The organism is Sphingobium sp. (assembly GCF_048594625.1).
Taxonomy (GTDB): domain Bacteria; phylum Pseudomonadota; class Alphaproteobacteria; order Sphingomonadales; family Sphingomonadaceae; genus Sphingobium.
In genome coordinates this window covers 1-16,348 of sequence record NZ_JBMDWL010000033.1, presented here as the reverse complement: position 1 = coordinate 16,348, position 16,348 = coordinate 1, and the positions used below count along the sequence as shown (strand labels likewise).

Sequence of the window (16,348 nt, the reverse complement as noted above, 5' to 3'; positions counted from 1 at the left end):
GTTCAGACCCAGATCAGGCGCTCGATCAGACCCCCTATCACGCCAGCGTCAGATAGATTTCCGCTTCGATCACCCATTCGCCGCCGATGGCGCGCCATTTGGCGCTATAGCTGCCGGACGCCTGCACCATGCCGTCTACCGCGCCCTGCCAGCGGCCATGTTCCATGGCGATGGGTTCTATGGGCGACGCGACGATGCTGTCGGGCGTGCGGGTATAGACCATGCGCTCCGTCGCCGCGAACTCGCGCTTCCATGCCATCAGCTGCGCCTTGCGCCCGGCGATGACGGCGCTGTCGGTCCCGGTCACCATCACCACATCCATCGCCAGCAGCGGCCCGATGGCATGCAGGTCGCCCTCCGCCAACGCCCGGTTGAACGCGGCGCGCGCCATGCGAATGGCCAGATCGGCGGTGGCGGTCATCTCAGCAAAATCCAATAAGTCCGTTCGCCCTGCGCCTGGCGAAGGGCTTTTCTTCTCTGGAGCAGGAACAGGGCTTCGACAGGCTCCGCCCGAACGGAAAACCATGATGGGCGTATTAGCCGCACCGCGCGGCGGTGATCACCATCGCCTCGTCATAGCTGACGGTCAGCCGGTCGGGCCGGAAATCCATGGTCATCGCCATCCCGGGGCCGCCCCAGCGCAGGCTTTTGGCGCCCGACGCCTTCAGCAGCGCCGCGCCCGTTTCCGCGCTCGCCTTCTGCCCGGTGAACGGGGCCAGCCCGTCATTGCTGCACGGCCCTTCGGCCATGGCGGGCGGCGTGCCCGGCCCGGCCTCGCCGCTCCCGGCGCAGGCGGCCAGCGGCGCGCAAAGGGACAGGGCCATCAGGCCCGCGATCATGATCCGCATGGGTCTTTATCCTTCCGTGCGCGTCATTTTCAGCCGCCCGTTGCGGACGGCAAAGGCCATGCGGCCTTCGACCAGATCAACCGCGTCGCGGCCGAATTGTTCATACCGCCAGCCTTCCAGGATCGACAGCCCTTCGCGCACGCCCGCGGCCAGCGCGTCGATGTCGTCGCTGCGCGCGATCAGCCGGGCCGCGACATTGATGTCGCGCGACCGGATCTTCAGCAACAGCTTCAGCAGGTCGGCGACCAGCGCGCCGTCCTTGCCCAGGCCCGGCCGCTTGGGATCGCGTTCGGGCATTTCGTCCTTGTGCAGCGGCTGGTGCTTGCTCAGCGCGCCCATCAGCCGCGCGCCGATGTCGTTGCTTTTCCATGTGGCGGACAGGCCGCGCACCTTGCCCAGATCGGCCTGTTCGCGCGGCGGGTGGCTGGCGATGTCGGCCAGCGTTTCGTCCTTCACGATGCGGCCGCGCGGCAGATTCTTGTCCTGCGCTTCCATTTCGCGCCATGCCGCCAGCGCTTTCAGGCGGCCCAGCACGTCGGGCTTCTTGCTGGCGATGCGCACCCGCTGCCATGCGTCCTGCGGGTTGTTTTCATAATTGGACGGATCGCTGATCCGCTCCATTTCCTGATCCAGCCAGTCGCCGCGCCCGGTCTTGCGCAATTCGTCCAGCATCTTGGGGAATATCTGGATCAGGTAAGTGACGTCGCCGATCGCATAGTCGATCTGGCGCTTGTCCAGCGGCCGCCGCGCCCAGTCGGTGAAGCGCGCCCCCTTGTCCAGCTGCACGCCCATCCATGCGTCGACCAGATTGCCGTAACCGATCTGCTCCCCCAGACCCAGCGCCATGGCCGCGATCTGCGTGTCGAACATCGGGTGCGGCGTCTTGCCGGTCAGGTTGTGGACGATTTCGATGTCCTGCCCGCCGGCATGAAAAACCTTCAGCACCTCCTCATTATTGACCAGCAGGTCCAGCAGAGGCGTCATGTCGAGGCCGGGCGCCTTGGGGTCGATCGCGGCGGCCTCATGCGGGTCGGCCACCTGTACCAGGCACAGTTCGGGCCAATAGCTGTTTTCCCGCATGAACTCGGTATCGACGGCGATGTACGGGGATTTCGCGATGCGGGCGCAGAAGTCGGAAAGTTGCTTGCTGTCGGTAATCAGCGGATGAATTTGCATATGGTCTTCGATCTTATTATGGGCTGGCCCGCGTCCGCGGACTGGTCAATGTGACAATGCTGGCCATAGCGGGACTGCAACAGTTTGTCATTTCCGTAAAACGAAGCTGAAAGATCGAAACGCCATGCACGCCTATCGCACTCATACCTGCGGCGCCCTGACCACGGCAGAAGTGGGCAATGACGTCCGCGTATCGGGCTGGGTGCATCGCAAACGCGATCATGGCGGCGTGCTGTTCGTCGATCTGCGCGACCATTATGGCATTACCCAGATCGTGGCGAAGGCGGACAGCGATCCGCTCCGCGCGCTGGAATCGCTCCGCCTCGAATCCGTCGTGACGATCGAAGGAAAGGTCGTCGCGCGCGCCGCCGAAGCCATCAACCCGAAAATGGCGACCGGCGAGATCGAGGTCGTGGCCGATGTCGTCACCGTCCTCTCCGCCGCCGCCGAACTGCCGCTGCCGGTCGCGGGCGAACAGGAATATCCCGAAGACATCCGCCTGCGCTATCGCTTCCTCGACCTGCGTCGCGAAACGCTGCACGCCAACATCGTGAAGCGCACGAAGATCATTTCCGACATGCGCCGCCGCATGGAAGGCGCGGGCTTCACCGAATATTCGACGCCGATCCTGACCGCCTCCTCGCCCGAAGGCGCCCGCGACTTTCTGGTGCCCAGCCGCATCCACGCGGGCAAATTCTACGCCCTGCCGCAGGCGCCCCAGCAATATAAGCAGCTGCTGATGGTCGCAGGCTTCGACCGTTATTTCCAGATCGCCCCCTGCTTCCGCGACGAAGATCCCCGCGCGGACCGTCTGCCCGGCGAATTTTACCAGCTTGACCTCGAAATGAGCTTCGTCACGCAGGAAGACGTCTGGAACACGATGGAGCCGGTCATCGCCCAGGTGTTCGAAGAATTTGCCGATGGCAAGCATGTCACCCCGGCGGGCAGCTTCCCGCGCATCCCGCATGCCGAGGCGATGCTGAAATATGGCAGCGACAAGCCCGATCTGCGCAACCCCATCATCATTCAGGATGTGACCGACCATTTCGTGGGATCGGGCTTTGGCATCTTCGCCTCGCTGGTCGAAGGCGGCGCCCGCATCCGCGCCATCCCCGCGCCCGGCGCTGGCGCTGGCAGCCGCAAATTCTTCGACGACATGAATGTCTGGGCGCGCGGCGAAGGCTATTCGGGCCTTGGCTATATCAATATCAAGGATGGCGTGCCCGGCGGCCCCATCGCCAAGAATCATGGCGAAGAAGCGACCGCGAAGCTGATCGAAGCGCTCGGCCTTGGCCCCAATGACGGCGTCTTCTTCGCCGCGGGCAAGGAAAGCCAGGCCGCCAAGCTCGCCGGTCTCGCCCGCATCCGCGTCGGCGAACAGCTTGACCTCATCGACAAGGACCGGTTCGAACTGTGCTGGATCGTGGACTTCCCCTTCTACGAATATGACGAAGACGAAAAGAAGATCGACTTCGCCCACAACCCCTTCTCGATGCCGCAGGGCGGCCTCGACGCGCTGAACAGCGAAGATCCGCTCAGCCTGAAGGCCTATCAGTATGACATGGTCTGCAACGGCTATGAAATCGCGTCCGGCTCGATCCGTAACCAGTCGCCCGAAGCGATGGTGAAGGCGTTCGACCTGGTCGGCCTGTCGCAGCAGGAGGTGGAGGATCGCTTCGGCGGCCTCTACCGCGCCTTCCAATATGGCGCTCCGCCGCATGGTGGCATGGCCGCTGGCGTCGACCGCATCGTGATGCTGCTGTGCGGCGCGCAGAATCTGCGCGAAATCACGCTGTTCCCGATGAACCAGCGCGCCGAAGACCTGCTGATGGGCGCGCCCAGCGCGGCGGAATTCAAGCAGCTGCGCGAACTGCACGTCCGCGTCGTGGAGCCGCAGGCGAAGGCATAACGCCGGTTTCCGTTCGTCCTGAGCTTGTCGAAGGACCATCCTTGTTCTTAAGATAGAACGGGGCTTCGACAGGCTCAGCCCGAACGGAGTCGAATGATGACCATCGACCTTGCCGATTACGAACAGGGCGCGAAATATAAGGGCGACTATGCGGCCGATCTCGCCGCGCTCCAGCAACGTCTGGCAAAGATTCAGGTCGCCCATATCCTTCACAAACGGCGCAGCGTCATCCTGCTGGAAGGCTGGGACGCGGCGGGCAAGGGCGGTATCATCAAGCGGATGAGCGCGGACTGGGATCCGCGCTATTATCAGGTCCACCCCATCGCCGCCCCCACGCAGGAGGAACGCGACCATCATTTCCTCTGGCGTTTCTGGACCCGCCTGCCCGCCAGCCGCAACATCGCGATCTTCGACCGCAGCTGGTACGGCCGCGTCCTTGTCGAACGGGTGGAGGGTTTTTGCAGCAAGGCCGACTGGAAACGCGGCTATGATGACATCAACGCTTTCGAAAAGCAGCTGGCGCAGGCCGGGACCAATTTCGTGAAGCTCTTCGTCCACATCACGCAGGGGACGCAGGACGAACAGCTGGCGCAGCGGCTCGATACGCCGTGGAAACGGTGGAAAACCGGCGCGGACGATTATCGCAACCGTGGCAAACGCGCCGACTATCTCGATGCCATGCATGCGATGTTCAGAAAAACCGACAGCAAGCACGCGCCATGGCAGGTGATCGACAATAATAATCGCAAGGCCGGGCGCATCGCCGCGCTCACCTATGTCGCTGACCGGCTGGAACGGCTGGTGCCGATGGATTTTCCGGCGGCCGACCCCGAAGTGATGAAGCTGGCGCAGGCGGCCTATGGCTATAAACCTAAATAAAATCAGTTACTTGTAACAAAACTGTCATCATATTCTAACCGGGTGTTTACCATTAACCCTTTATGACGCCGCCCATGCTCGCAGCGTCCCTGTCCCTATCCCCGCCCGATCCCGGTCCCGATCCCACGCCCGGCCCGCCGCTGGCGGACCATGCGCCCGTCATCCGGCTGGGCCGCCCCTTGAGCGAAGCGGTCGACTGGTTTCAGCGCGACTCGGCGCTGCGCCTTCTTCCGGTGCTGGACGATCGGGACCGGCCAGCCGGCGCGATCTACGAACGCGACATGCGCCGCATCCTGTTCAACCCTTTTGGCCATGCGCTGCTGCGCAATCCCAGTTTCGGCGGGCGGCTGGACGATCATGTCCGCCCCTGCGCCAGCGTTGAACGGACGCAAAGCATAGAGGCGCAGGTCGATCTGTTCGCCGCGCAGGGGGCGGGGTGCGAAGGGCTGATCCTGACCGACAACGGCTTTTATCGCGGCGTACTGGGCGGCGCGCTGCTGCTGCGGCTGACGGCGGAGCGCGATGCGCGCGTGGCGCTGGAACGGGCGGTGCGCGTCGAACAGATTACGCAGGAAAGCGCGTCCTTCCGTCACGACATCGCGACGATGATTTCCGACATGGCGGCCATGGCCGACCGCCTGTCCGCGCTGGCGGGGCAGGCGGCGGAGCGGGCGGCGGGTGACGGCACCGATTCGGCGGCCATGGCGGTCGCGGCGGCGCAGACGGCGCAGCGGCTGGCGGAACTGGCGACGGGCGGATCCGAACTCGGCCAGCTCATTCTGGTGATGGAGGCCGAAGCGCAGGCGGCAGGCGCTGCCATCGCCGAAGCCGCTGCGCGCAGCCGATCCGGCGCGGAACGCAGCGAAGCGCTGCAACTGGAGGCTGACGGCATCGGCGAAGTCATCGCGCTCATCGACAGCATCGCCAGCGCCACCGCCATGCTCGCGCTCAATGCGGGGATAGAGGCGGCCCGCGCCGGGGAAGCGGGGCAGGGCTTTGCCGTGGTCGCCCGTGAAGTCAAATCGCTGGCGCAACAGACCCGCGACGCGGCGGCGGGCATCGCCGTGCGCATCGAACATATTCGCGCCACCATTGGCGAAGTCGCGGCGGGGCACGCCCATATGGACGCCACCATGACCCGCGCCGACCGGCTGTCGGCCACCGTCTTCGCGGCAGTCGCGCGGCAGAGCAGCTTCAGCCGCACCATGGCGGAAAGCGTGGCGGAAGCAGGCGCGTCCAGCCTCCACATCCGCACCGGCGCCCGCCAGATCAGCGACAATGCGCAGGCGACGGCGCTCGCAGCGCGCGGCATGCGCGACGTGGCGGATCGGCTGGCGGACGAAGCCCGTCGGCTCGAGCAGCGCGCCGGTGGTTTCATCGCGGCGATCCGGGCGGCCTGATGAATATTGGGGCCTGAATATCGCGCTGGCATCCGCCCGCAAAAACGTTAGGCTGACCTTCCAAAGGATAAGGCGCGGTTTCAGGTCAACGGCCCGGAAAATGCGCCCCTGTAAAAAAAAGGAGAGGACGCCATGCTCGTGATGTTCGTCGGCACCGATCGCACCCAGACCGCGATCAACCCCGCGCAGGTCACCTTCGTCACCCAGGTCAGCGACGGCACCCGCATCCGCTTTGGCGAAGGACGCAGCGTGACCGTCACCGAACCGATCGACGCGGTGCTCGACAGCCTCAATCAGGCGCTGCGCCCGCACGAATAAAGGGGGCGTTCCTCGACCCATTGCCCCGGTCTGAACCGGGCGATGTTCCCCGGCGCAGGCCGGGGTCCAGTTCTGCGCGCCCAATCGGACACGGGCCTGTATCGCCGACAGTCATGGCCGGTCATCGCGCCAGCTTCTTCGCCGGCGCCCCTTCTACCGGCCCGAACAACCCTGCCATCGCGGATTTCCGTGCCTGGCTGGCCATGGAAGCCGTTGCGTCGGATAATGCTATTGGTGATTGAAAATCATCAATGATGTGATTGCTTCTCCCCATGCACGCAAATCACTCGATGGCCACCATTGTCCACTTCGCTGTCTCTTTCACAGTGTTCTTGCAGCAGACAGCATCGTCTGCTGGCTTGGCAAATGCGCAAAACAGAACAGGGCTGGAGCCTGACCCGCTTCATCTCTGATCGGATCGGCTCCAGCCCTCTTTATTCAGCGTATGGTGCGATCCGTCATCCCTTCCGAATGGCTTCCACATGCGCCAGGGACATCATACCGGATAGGCGATCGCCATCACCTCATATTCCTTCTCACCAGCGGGCAGCCTGACCCGGCGCAGGTCGCCCACCGCCGCCCCGCGCAGCGCCCGCGCGATCGGCGATCCCCAACCGATCCGCCCCGCGTCCACATCCGTTTCGTCATTGCCCACGATGGTCACGGTGCGATGCCTGTCATCCTCGTCCGCGATGGTGACGGTCGCGCCGAAATAGACCCTGTCCTTGTCGGGCTGCTGCCGGGGATCGACGACCTTGGCGTCCTTCATCTTCTTCGACAGGCGCTTCAATTGCCCGTCAATCTCCCGCATCCGCTTGCGGCCATAAAGATAGTCGCCATTTTCGCTGCGATCGCCATTGCCCGCGGCCCAGCTGACCACTTCCACGATCGCCGGGCGTTCGACGCCCAGCAGGTGATCATATTCGGCGCGCAGCTTCGCAAAGCCTTCGGGGGAGATATAGTTGGGATAGGGGGTGGTCATCGCCACCCCGTACCGCAAACTCAGCCCGGTGTCTGCTTCCCCAGATAGCGGCTCAATATGGCGTTCGTGCCCCGGAACTTCGCCCGCTCCGGGTTCATCGCTTCATAGACGACGGCGTTTTCCAGCACCCGCTGCACATAGTTGCGCGTTTCGAAAATCGGAATCTGCTCGATCCAGCGCAGCATGTCGGCGCCGGGCAGGCGCGGGTCGCCATTGGCGCGGACCCATTTGTTCACATTGCCCGGCCCTGCATTATAGGCCGCGACGGCCAGCGGATAACTGCCGCCATAATAATCCAGCATCCGCTGGAAATAGCCCGAACCCAGCATGATGTTGTAGCTGGGGTCGTTGAGCGACGCGGGCGCATAGCCCATGCCCATCTTCCCCGCCTGTTCCCGCGCCGTGCCGGGCATCAGCTGCATCAGGCCGCGCGCGCCCGCATGGGACACGATCTGCTTGTCGAACTGGCTTTCCTGCCGGGCGATGGCATGCACCATGGTCCAGTTATATTGCGCCTCCGACGGCACCGGCACGCGCGGGAATGCGCTCTGGCCATAGCCGGTCAGGCCGCTCGACACGGCGCGACGACCCACCATCACGCCCATGTCGGGACGGCCGATCTGCTGCGCCAGTTCGGCCGCCAGATAATGGTCGACATCGCTATCGGCATTGTTGGCGATGGCGCGGGCGAATTTGCTCTGCTCTTCCCAATAGCCCATCTGGCCCAGCGCCTGCACGGCGCGCACCACCGTGCGGTTGTTGAACGCCGTGCGCTCGGCTGCCGAAATCGGCACCGGCCGCTCGACCGTGGCGGGGGCGGGGATAGGACGGCCCAGCCGCTCCAGCGCCAGCTGCCCGTAAAATTGATCGGGATAGACGCCCGCCTGACTGAAATAGCTGTTGGCGGTCGCATTGTCGCCCGCCTGCAAGGCGGCGCGGCCCGCCCAATAATAGCCCTTGGATTTGGTCTGGGGCGATTTGGCCGCGTCGGCATAGCGGCGGAACATCGTCACCGCATCGGTTGGGCGGTTGAGGTTGTAAAAGGCCGTGCTGCCCGCCAGCCAGGCCAGGCTGGTATAATCGTCGCGCACGCCGATCGGCTGGTCGCTGACATCCACGCCGGGCGCCACCGCATCGTCGATCTTGCTGGCGATGCCATAGGCGAAACTCCACTGGCTGTCATTGGCGGCGGCCCGCGCCTGATTGAGCAGCACTTCGTAGAATTTTTCGGCATTGGACGGCCGATAGGTCAGCCCGCCCCGGTTCGACAGATATTGCCGCGCCGCGATCCAGTTGCCGCTGTCGCGCAGCCAGATCGCCTTGTCCGCGATAAAGCCCGCATCGCTTCCCCCTGCGCCTTCGGCCGCCTGCATCAGCGACGCGGCGTCGGGCGATTTGCGGCGGAACCCGATTCGCGCGGCGAACACCGGCTGTCGCGCCGGCGTGACATAGGGGATCATGCGCGCCGCGCCATTGGTGTCGTTCGCCCACAGCAGGGCGTCGGCCCGCGCATCATGGTCCGCGGGCGTCAGGCTGGGCGCGAACAGCGACAACAGCCGCGCTTCGTCTGTGGGATTGAGCGATCCGCCGATCCACGCATTGCGGGCGGCCGTGCGCGCTTCGTCCATCCGGCCCAGCTGCATCAGCGCCATGGCGTTGCGGGCATGGCCGGTCGCGGTGCGCGCCGGGAAACGGGCAAAGAAGGCCGCGACCTGATTCGGGTCGAAACTGTCGGGATTGATCCCGGTTTCGGCCAGCCGCCGCATCCGGTCCTCACCCGGCCAGCCGGGATTGGCGATGATGAAGCTGGCATAGGTGGACGCGCCCATGCCGTCGCTCTGTTGCAGGGCGCGCCACTGGCTGATCGTGCCCGCGATGCTGCCATCCTGCGCCACGCCGATTCGGCTCTGCGCCTGCTGCCACGGGCTGGGGCCGCTATCCTGCGACGGCAGCGGCTGGATCACCGGACCCTGTATGGGATATTCGGGCGGAATGCGCTGCACGGTTTCGGTTTGGGCGCCGGCACCGGCAGTCATCAGCAACAAGGCAATAATAGGCATGCGGATCAGGTAACTTTCGACAATCTGGGGCTTACGCATGCTGGACATTATCCCACTTGCATCCTTATCAGGCCCTGAATGACGCGCTATAGCGCGCGGTTCGACGGATCATGCCTTGGCTGCCCGGAGATTTGAAGGAGTTTAATCATGTTTTCGGGCTCGATTCCGGCTCTGGTGACCCCGTTTCGCGACGGACGGGTGGATGAAGCCGCTTTTCGCGCGCTGGTCGACTGGCAGATAGCGGAAGGGTCGAGCGGCCTCGTCCCCTGCGGCACCACCGGCGAAAGCGCCACCATGACGGTGGAGGAACATAATCGCGTCATCGCCATCTGCGTCGATCAGGCGGCGGGGCGCGTGCCGGTGATCGCGGGTTGCGGGTCCAACGACACGCGCATCGCCCTTGAACATATGTACGCCGCGCAGGCCGCAGGCGCCGACGCCGCGCTGGTCGTCGCGCCTTATTACAACAAGCCCAATCAGGACGGCGTGTACCAGCATTTCGCCTATCTGGCCGAACGGTGCGACCTGCCGATCCTGTTGTATAATGTGCCGGGCCGCACCATCACCGACATCGGCGTACCGGTGATGTATCGGCTGGCGGAGGAATATCAGTCGATCATCGGGATCAAGGACGCCACCGGGAATCTGGGGCGTGTCACCGCCCAGCGGCTCGCCTGCGGTCCCGATTTCTGCCAGCTTTCGGGGAACGACGAAACGGCGCTCGGCTTCAATGCGATGGGCGGGACGGGCTGTATCAGCGTCACCGCCAATGTCGCGCCGCGCCTGTGCGCGGATTTTCAGGCGGCGATGGCGCGCGGCGACTGGGATGGCGCGATCGCGCTTCAGGATCGTCTCTATCCCCTGCATGACGCCCTGTTCAGCGATTCTTCACCGGGGCCGGTTAAATACGCCCTCACGCGCATCCGCGCCGACATGCCCAGCGATGTCCGTCTGCCCATCACCTGGCCGTCGGAATCGAGCCGGGCGGCGGTGGACCGCGCGCTGGAGATTGCGGGACTGGTTTAAGGACGCAGCCGACACCATATCCTGTCTATCGGGCGCATATGCGCGGAATAGACCGGGCGCGCGCCGCGTATACGGACGGCCAGCGTCCGACACGAACGAAAGCATAGAATAAGATCATGGCCCGCCCCCGTCCCGCCACCTTCGACAAGAAGAAGATCGTCGCCGAGAACCGGCGCGCGCGCTTCGACTATTTCATCGAGGATGTGTTTGAGGCCGGGCTTGCCCTGCAAGGCACCGAAGTGAAGGCGCTTCGCGGCGGCGAAGGCAATATCGCCGAAAGCTATGCCGAGGTGAAGGGCAACCAGGTGTTTCTGGTGAACAGCAACATCCCCGAATATAGCCATGGCAACCGCGAAAATCATGAGCCGAAGCGTCCCCGCAAACTGCTGCTGCACGAACGGGAAATCGAAAAGATGCACAGCGCCGTTTCGCGTCAGGGCATGACGCTGGTGCCGCTGATGATTTATTTCAACAGTCAGGGGCGCGCGAAGATCGAACTGGCGCTGGCGAAGGGCAAAAAGACCCACGACAAGCGCGAAACGATCAAGGAACGCGACTGGAAGCGGGATCAACAGCGTATCATGCGGGACAAGGGCTGACCGATGGACAACAGGCTCTCCCGCTGGTGGCATGCCAATGCCCCGACCCGCGAATCGCTGGAACAGAGCCGCGTCCTCGCCCCCGTCGCGCATCGCGTGCTGGAACCTTCGCTCTGGCGCTTTACCCGCCGGTCGGTGCCGCGCGGCGTGGCGCTGGGCCTGTTCGTGGGCGTCTTCCTGCTGATCCCCGGCGTCCAGATTGCCGGTGCGGCGCTGTTCGCGCTGCCGTTCCGCGCCAATATCCCGGTCGCGGCCGCCATGACCTTCCTGTCCAATCCCGCCACCACGCCGCTCATCCTGATGGCGTCGGTGTGGCTGGGCAACTGGATGCTGGGGCGCAGCGCCGACGCGACCGGCTTCATGGCGCTGGTCGACGGTCACGCCACGGTGCGCGAATGGACCACATGGCTGCTGTCCGAAGCCGCGCCCGCCATGCTGCTCGGCCTCTTCCTCATTTCGGTGGCCAGCGCGGTCGTCGGCTATGTTCTGGCCGACTGGTTCTGGCGCCGTCGCATGGGCCGGAAATGGCAGGCGCGCAAATTGAGGATTGGCAAGGTCTGCAAAAGCGGCGCATTGGAGAAAGCGGGCGTCTGACGTCCGCCATTGCCATCGACCAAGCGGGACATCGGGTTTGAAAAGAGGTGAAGAGGCCTGGCTGAACCAGCCGCGTTCGCGCTGGGCATTGCCTTTGCTGATCCTTGCGGCGCTGCTGTCCGCCGCGCTCGTCCTCTATGCCGTGGGCAGCCTGCCGCTCGCCGCCGGGTTCGGCGCGACCGTGCTGATCGCCGCCGCGCTGCTCAGCTGGTACAGCCATCTCCATCCCGCTCAATTGTCCGACCGCGAAGCGACGCCCGACTGGACCGTCGCCCGCGCCGCTGCCGATGCTTCGAACATGGCGATCGCCGTCACCGACCGGGCGGGGCGTCTGGTCTGCGCCAGCGACCTGTTTGGCGAATGGTTCCCCGGTTATCCCACGCCGCCCGCCGTCACGCCGGATGCGGCGCTCAACGACAGCCTGTCCACTGCCGCCCGCGCCGCATGGCGCGATGGGGAAGCGAAGCTGGAGGGGATTGCGCAGGGCGCGCTGCGGCTCGACATCGACATTGCCCGCACCGGCCGGACGGAAGATTATCTGCTCTGGCGCTTCACCCCCGTCCGCACGCCCAGCGCGCTGGACGACGTCAACCGCTTCCTGACGGGGGAGGCTGGCCGCCAGCTGGGCGAAGCGGGCATCATGGCCGTGCTGATCGGTGGGGAAGGGCGTATCCGTGCTGCCAACGGCGCCTTCCTGCTGCGTGCCGCCGGTCGGATCGACGCCAACATCGCCGGACGCGATTTCGCCGCGCATATGCGCGTCGATGACAAGAGCCGCCTGTTCCTTGCCCGCGAAGAACATGGCGGCCTGCCGCTGCGCCTGCTTCAGGTGCCCCTGAAACGCGTGGCTCAGCCGGGCGGATCGCAGGCATCGGTGCAGGACGGGCCGATGCTCCTGCTGTTGATCGACGAACCGGCGGGCGGCGGGGGCACGTCGGCGCTTTCCTATATCGAAACCCTGCTGTCGCTGCTACCCTTCGGCCTTGCCATGGCGGATCGCGATGGCCGCGTCCTGTTCCTCAACAACGCCTTCGCCCGAGTCGCGGGTCTGAAAGACGGCGAAAAGCCCAGCTACCCCGGCGATCTGGTGGTCCGCGAAGATCAGGCTGCGGTCGCCGACGCGGTGCGCCGCTTTGCCGTCGGTCCGCAAATGTCGGGCGACATCGCCGTGCGCATGCGTGACAATCCCGATGATCCGATTGCGCTTTCCCTTGCCGGGGTACGCGGCCTTGGCGAAGCGGCGGTATTGCTCAGCCTCAAGGACAATAGCGAGGAATCCAACCTCAAACGACAGGTGGCCCAGGCGACCAAGATGCAGGCGATCGGCCAGCTGGCGGGCGGCGTCGCGCATGATTTCAACAATATCCTGACCGCGATCATCGGCCATTGCGACCTGATGCTGATGCGCCATACGCCCGGCGACAGCGATTATGACGATATCCAGCAGATCAAGTCGAACAGCAATCGCGCCGCGGGCCTCACCCGTCAGCTGCTGGCCTTTTCCCGGCAACAGACCCTGCGCCCGCAAATCCTGCAACTGCCCGACATCGTGGCGGACGTCTCCACCCTGCTCAAACGCCTGCTCGGCGAAAATGTGAAGCTCGACGTCACCCATGGCCGCAATCTGGGCGCGATCCGCGCCGATCCGGGCCAACTGGAACAGGTGATCGTCAATCTTGCGGTCAATGCCCGCGACGCCATGCCCGAAGGCGGCACCGTCAATATCCAGACCGATGCCGTACCCGCCATCAAGGTGCGTGAAATGCGCCAGCAGATATTGCCTGCAGCCGACTATACCGCGCTGCGGGTATCCGACACCGGCCTTGGCATCCCGCCGGACATATTGGCGAAAATCTTTGAACCCTTCTTCACGACCAAGGAACTGGGCAAGGGCACCGGGCTGGGCCTTTCCACCGTTTACGGCATCGTGAAGCAATCGGGCGGCTATATCTTCGCCGAATCGGAACTGGGCCGGGGCGCCAGCTTCGTCATGTATCTGCCCGTCCACCATGGCGCCGACATCGAACAGGCCGCCGCGCCCAAATCCGTCGCGCCCCGCGCCGAAACATGGGGCACCGGCACCGTTCTGCTGGTGGAGGATGAAGATATGGTCCGTGCCGTCGCCGAACGCGCGCTCACGCGTCAGGGGTATAAGGTGCTGACCGCCAATGACGGGGAACAGGGGCTGGAGGTGCTGAACGGCGGGGAAAAGATCGATCTCCTCATTTCCGACGTCGTCATGCCCAATATGGATGGTCCCGCCATGGTGGCGCATGCCCGCCGCGCCTATCCCGACCTGCCGGTGCTTTTCATGTCGGGCTATGCGGAAGAACAGCTGCGCAAGTCGATCGACCTTGCCAATGTCGCCTTCCTGCCCAAGCCCTTTTCCGTCAACCAACTGGCCGAAGCCGCCCGCGACGCGCTGGCCACCGCACCGACCCCGCAATGACGGCCTGCATAACGATAACGACGTCCCGCAATATCACAGGCTGCGCTGGATCAAACTATATGGGCTGGGCAAGTCCCGTCTGATCGGGTAGCGATTCGTCCCTATCAACAAGGGTCAGCATCTATGTCGGAAACCAGAAGCATCTTGATCGTCGAGGATGAAGCGATGATCGGCATGATGCTGGAGGATTATCTCGACGCGCTGGGCTATCGCCTGCACGGCCTTGCCGCTTCGGTGGACGAAGCCTGCACATTGGCCAGCGAAGGCGGGTTCGACGCGGCGCTGATCGACTGCAATCTTCAGGGCGAAAAAAGCTGGCCCGTCGCGGACATTTTGGCGGAAAAGAACATCCCCTTCATCTTCGCGACCGGGGGCATGGCCGACGATCTGCCGCCCGCCCATGCGGACCGGCCGACCCTTGCCAAACCCTTCACCATCGGCGCCGTCGAACGGGCTCTGGGCAAGGTTCTGGGCGCATAAGAAATTGCAGGGGGAAATAGGAATAGGAAATTTCCGTTCCCCTCTTGTTCTTGTGGAACAAACAGGATACATCATCGGTCAGACGCGCGGAACATTGCGTTCTGCTTGACAGAGGACCGGCCGATGACTGCACTGCTCTCACTCATCGATTCCAAGAAGACGGGAAACATGGACAGACAGAAAGCATTGGACGCGGCGCTCGCGCAGATCGACCGCGCCTTCGGCAAGGGCAGCGCGATGAAGCTGGGCAGCCGGGAAAAGATCGAAATTGAATCGATCTCCACCGGTTCGCTTGGCCTCGACATTGCGCTCGGCATCGGCGGTCTGCCCAAGGGGCGGATCATCGAAATCTATGGCCCGGAAAGTTCGGGCAAGACCACGCTCACCCTCCACGCCATCGCCGAAGCGCAAAAGGCGGGCGGCACCGCGGCCTTCGTGGACGCCGAACATGCGCTCGACCCGGCCTATGCCAAGAAACTGGGCGTCGACATCGACGAACTGATCGTGTCTCAGCCCGACACCGGCGAACAGGCGCTGGAAATTGTCGATACGCTGGTGCGCTCCAACGCCATCGACATTCTCGTCATCGACTCGGTCGCCGCCCTCGTGCCGCGCGCGGAAATCGAAGGGGAAATGGGTGACAGCCATGTCGGTCTTCAGGCGCGCCTGATGAGCCAGGCGCTGCGTAAGCTCACCGGTTCGATCGCGCGGTCGAAATGCATGGTGATCTTCATCAACCAGGTCCGCATGAAGATCGGCGTGATGTACGGCAACCCGGAAACCACGACCGGCGGCAACGCGCTCAAATTCTACGCTTCGGTGCGTCTCGACATTCGTCGCACGGGCCAGATCAAGGATCGCGACGACATCGTCGGCAATGCGACCCGCGTGAAGGTGGTGAAGAACAAGGTTGCGCCGCCCTTCAAGCAGGTTGAATTCGACATCATGTATGGCGAAGGCATTTCCAAGATTGGTGAAATGCTCGACATCGGCGTGAAGGCTGGCCTGGTCGAAAAATCGGGCGCCTGGTTCTCCTACGACTCGGTCCGCATCGGGCAGGGGCGTGAAAATGCCAAAACCTATCTGCGCGAACATCCCGAACTGGCGGACAAGCTGGAACAGGCGATCCGTGGCAAGACCGATCAGGTTGCCGAAGGAATGATGACCGGACCCGATGCGGAGGATGATGGCGAATAAGCCCTGATGGCACGCCCGGCCGGATCAGCCGGGCTGTGCCCCACGGCCCCCGCCCGCCTTGCGCATCATGCACTGAAAAGGCCCGTCGCGTTTCTGCGCGACGGGCCTTTTACCGTTGGCCGGGACTAAGGTTTGTAGGGATTCACCGGGAATTGACGACGGCTGCAGCGAGGTGGATCATGGCCTCGAAGCTGCGATCGGTTTTGCAAGCGCGCATGGCGATACGCTTGAATTCTTTGAGTTTGCAGAAGAAGTTTTCGACGAGGTGGCGCCACTTGTACATTTCGGCATCGAGCGGGATGGGTCTGGCGCGTCGCGGGTGCTGCGAGATGACGATTTTTGCACCCCGCTCGTTGAGATCGGCGACGATATCGTTGCTGTCGAAAGCCTTGTCAGCGAGCAGTGCGCCGAACTTGATGCCGTCGATGAGT

General features: G+C 63.9%; 16 protein-coding genes. 10 read left to right on the top strand and 6 right to left on the bottom strand.

Annotation, left to right across the window (positions count from 1 at the left end; translation table 11 throughout):
* Positions 1 to 37 precede the first annotated feature (37 nt).
* The 3 genes from ACOJSJ_RS04450 to rnd form a co-directional block, all read right to left on the bottom strand.
* Positions 38 to 421, bottom strand: a complete 384-nt coding sequence (locus ACOJSJ_RS04450; protein WP_420143784.1) for a nuclear transport factor 2 family protein — start codon at positions 419 to 421, stop codon at positions 38 to 40.
* A gap of 115 nt (positions 422 to 536) precedes the next feature.
* Positions 537 to 848 (bottom strand): I78 family peptidase inhibitor, encoded by a 312-nt coding sequence (locus ACOJSJ_RS04445; protein ID WP_420143783.1) that lies wholly within the window; start codon positions 846 to 848, stop codon positions 537 to 539.
* 6 nt (positions 849 to 854) lie between these two features.
* Positions 855 to 2,024, bottom strand: a complete 1,170-nt coding sequence (rnd, locus tag ACOJSJ_RS04440) for a ribonuclease D (RefSeq protein ID WP_420143782.1) — start codon at positions 2,022 to 2,024, stop codon at positions 855 to 857.
* Between the two features lie 124 nt (positions 2,025 to 2,148).
* Here rnd and aspS point away from each other — a divergent pair, with 124 nt between their 5' ends.
* The 4 genes from aspS (at position 2,149) to ACOJSJ_RS04420 (ending at position 6,530) form a co-directional block, all read left to right on the top strand.
* Positions 2,149 to 3,933 (top strand): aspartate--tRNA ligase, encoded by a 1,785-nt coding sequence (gene aspS, locus ACOJSJ_RS04435; protein ID WP_420143781.1) that lies wholly within the window; start codon positions 2,149 to 2,151, stop codon positions 3,931 to 3,933.
* A gap of 96 nt (positions 3,934 to 4,029) precedes the next feature.
* On the top strand, positions 4,030 to 4,812 hold the full coding sequence (locus ACOJSJ_RS04430) for a polyphosphate kinase 2 family protein (RefSeq protein WP_420143798.1): 783 nt from the start codon (positions 4,030 to 4,032) through the stop codon (positions 4,810 to 4,812).
* Positions 4,813 to 4,886: 74 nt separating this feature from the next.
* Entirely contained in the window at positions 4,887 to 6,212 is a 1,326-nt protein-coding gene (locus tag ACOJSJ_RS04425; RefSeq protein ID WP_420143780.1) for a methyl-accepting chemotaxis protein, read from the top strand.
* Positions 6,213 to 6,344: 132 nt separating this feature from the next.
* Entirely contained in the window at positions 6,345 to 6,530 is a 186-nt protein-coding gene (locus ACOJSJ_RS04420; protein ID WP_120251562.1) for a hypothetical protein, read from the top strand.
* A 496-nt stretch (positions 6,531 to 7,026) separates the two neighbouring features.
* Here the strand turns inward: ACOJSJ_RS04420 and greB are convergent, their stop codons facing one another.
* Complete coding sequence (gene greB / locus ACOJSJ_RS04415) at positions 7,027 to 7,512, bottom strand: transcription elongation factor GreB (RefSeq protein ID WP_420143797.1); 486 nt, start codon at positions 7,510 to 7,512, stop codon at positions 7,027 to 7,029.
* Between the two features lie 20 nt (positions 7,513 to 7,532).
* The gene (locus tag ACOJSJ_RS04410; protein WP_420143779.1) at positions 7,533 to 9,620 is read right to left on the bottom strand and encodes a transglycosylase SLT domain-containing protein; all 2,088 of its coding nucleotides are present in this window, start codon (positions 9,618 to 9,620) and stop codon (positions 7,533 to 7,535) included.
* Between the two features lie 99 nt (positions 9,621 to 9,719).
* Between ACOJSJ_RS04410 and dapA the strand changes: the two genes are divergently transcribed.
* From dapA to recA, 6 genes are all read left to right on the top strand, one after another.
* On the top strand, positions 9,720 to 10,598 hold the full coding sequence (gene dapA, locus ACOJSJ_RS04405) for a 4-hydroxy-tetrahydrodipicolinate synthase (protein ID WP_420143778.1): 879 nt from the start codon (positions 9,720 to 9,722) through the stop codon (positions 10,596 to 10,598).
* 116 nt (positions 10,599 to 10,714) lie between these two features.
* Positions 10,715 to 11,197 carry an SsrA-binding protein SmpB gene (smpB, locus tag ACOJSJ_RS04400; protein WP_420143777.1) on the top strand — a complete coding sequence of 161 codons (483 nt, stop codon included), beginning with the start codon at positions 10,715 to 10,717 and terminating at the stop codon, positions 11,195 to 11,197.
* A gap of 3 nt (positions 11,198 to 11,200) precedes the next feature.
* The gene (locus ACOJSJ_RS04395; protein ID WP_420143776.1) at positions 11,201 to 11,791 is read left to right on the top strand and encodes a DUF2062 domain-containing protein; all 591 of its coding nucleotides are present in this window, start codon (positions 11,201 to 11,203) and stop codon (positions 11,789 to 11,791) included.
* A 37-nt stretch (positions 11,792 to 11,828) separates the two neighbouring features.
* Positions 11,829 to 14,240 carry an ATP-binding protein gene (locus tag ACOJSJ_RS04390; protein ID WP_420143775.1) on the top strand — a complete coding sequence of 804 codons (2,412 nt, stop codon included), beginning with the start codon at positions 11,829 to 11,831 and terminating at the stop codon, positions 14,238 to 14,240.
* A gap of 123 nt (positions 14,241 to 14,363) precedes the next feature.
* Entirely contained in the window at positions 14,364 to 14,720 is a 357-nt protein-coding gene (locus ACOJSJ_RS04385) for a response regulator (protein WP_420143774.1), read from the top strand.
* A 123-nt stretch (positions 14,721 to 14,843) separates the two neighbouring features.
* The gene (gene recA / locus ACOJSJ_RS04380; protein WP_420143773.1) at positions 14,844 to 15,917 is read left to right on the top strand and encodes a recombinase RecA; all 1,074 of its coding nucleotides are present in this window, start codon (positions 14,844 to 14,846) and stop codon (positions 15,915 to 15,917) included.
* A gap of 142 nt (positions 15,918 to 16,059) precedes the next feature.
* On the opposite strand, the gene ACOJSJ_RS04375 is transcribed toward recA, so the two are convergent.
* Positions 16,060 to 16,348: transposase (locus ACOJSJ_RS04375; RefSeq protein ID WP_420143772.1), on the bottom strand; the 289-nt coding region annotated here is incomplete at its 5' end.

What these genes read in the sequence shown, in the direction of transcription:
- ACOJSJ_RS04450 (WP_420143784.1), bottom strand. Translation starts at nt 421, where the DNA reads ATGACCGCCACCGCCGATCTGGCCATTCGCATGGCGCGCGCCGCGTTC.
- ACOJSJ_RS04445 (WP_420143783.1), bottom strand. Translation starts at nt 848, where the DNA reads ATGCGGATCATGATCGCGGGCCTGATGGCCCTGTCCCTTTGCGCGCCG.
- rnd (WP_420143782.1), bottom strand. Translation starts at nt 2,024, where the DNA reads ATGCAAATTCATCCGCTGATTACCGACAGCAAGCAACTTTCCGACTTC.
- aspS (WP_420143781.1), top strand. Translation starts at nt 2,149, where the DNA reads ATGCACGCCTATCGCACTCATACCTGCGGCGCCCTGACCACGGCAGAA.
- ACOJSJ_RS04430 (WP_420143798.1), top strand. Translation starts at nt 4,030, where the DNA reads ATGACCATCGACCTTGCCGATTACGAACAGGGCGCGAAATATAAGGGC.
- ACOJSJ_RS04425 (WP_420143780.1), top strand. Translation starts at nt 4,887, where the DNA reads ATGCTCGCAGCGTCCCTGTCCCTATCCCCGCCCGATCCCGGTCCCGAT.
- ACOJSJ_RS04420 (WP_120251562.1), top strand. Translation starts at nt 6,345, where the DNA reads ATGCTCGTGATGTTCGTCGGCACCGATCGCACCCAGACCGCGATCAAC.
- greB (WP_420143797.1), bottom strand. Translation starts at nt 7,512, where the DNA reads ATGACCACCCCCTATCCCAACTATATCTCCCCCGAAGGCTTTGCGAAG.
- ACOJSJ_RS04410 (WP_420143779.1), bottom strand. Translation starts at nt 9,620, where the DNA reads ATGTCCAGCATGCGTAAGCCCCAGATTGTCGAAAGTTACCTGATCCGC.
- dapA (WP_420143778.1), top strand. Translation starts at nt 9,720, where the DNA reads ATGTTTTCGGGCTCGATTCCGGCTCTGGTGACCCCGTTTCGCGACGGA.
- smpB (WP_420143777.1), top strand. Translation starts at nt 10,715, where the DNA reads ATGGCCCGCCCCCGTCCCGCCACCTTCGACAAGAAGAAGATCGTCGCC.
- ACOJSJ_RS04395 (WP_420143776.1), top strand. Translation starts at nt 11,201, where the DNA reads ATGGACAACAGGCTCTCCCGCTGGTGGCATGCCAATGCCCCGACCCGC.
- ACOJSJ_RS04385 (WP_420143774.1), top strand. Translation starts at nt 14,364, where the DNA reads ATGTCGGAAACCAGAAGCATCTTGATCGTCGAGGATGAAGCGATGATC.
- recA (WP_420143773.1), top strand. Translation starts at nt 14,844, where the DNA reads ATGACTGCACTGCTCTCACTCATCGATTCCAAGAAGACGGGAAACATG.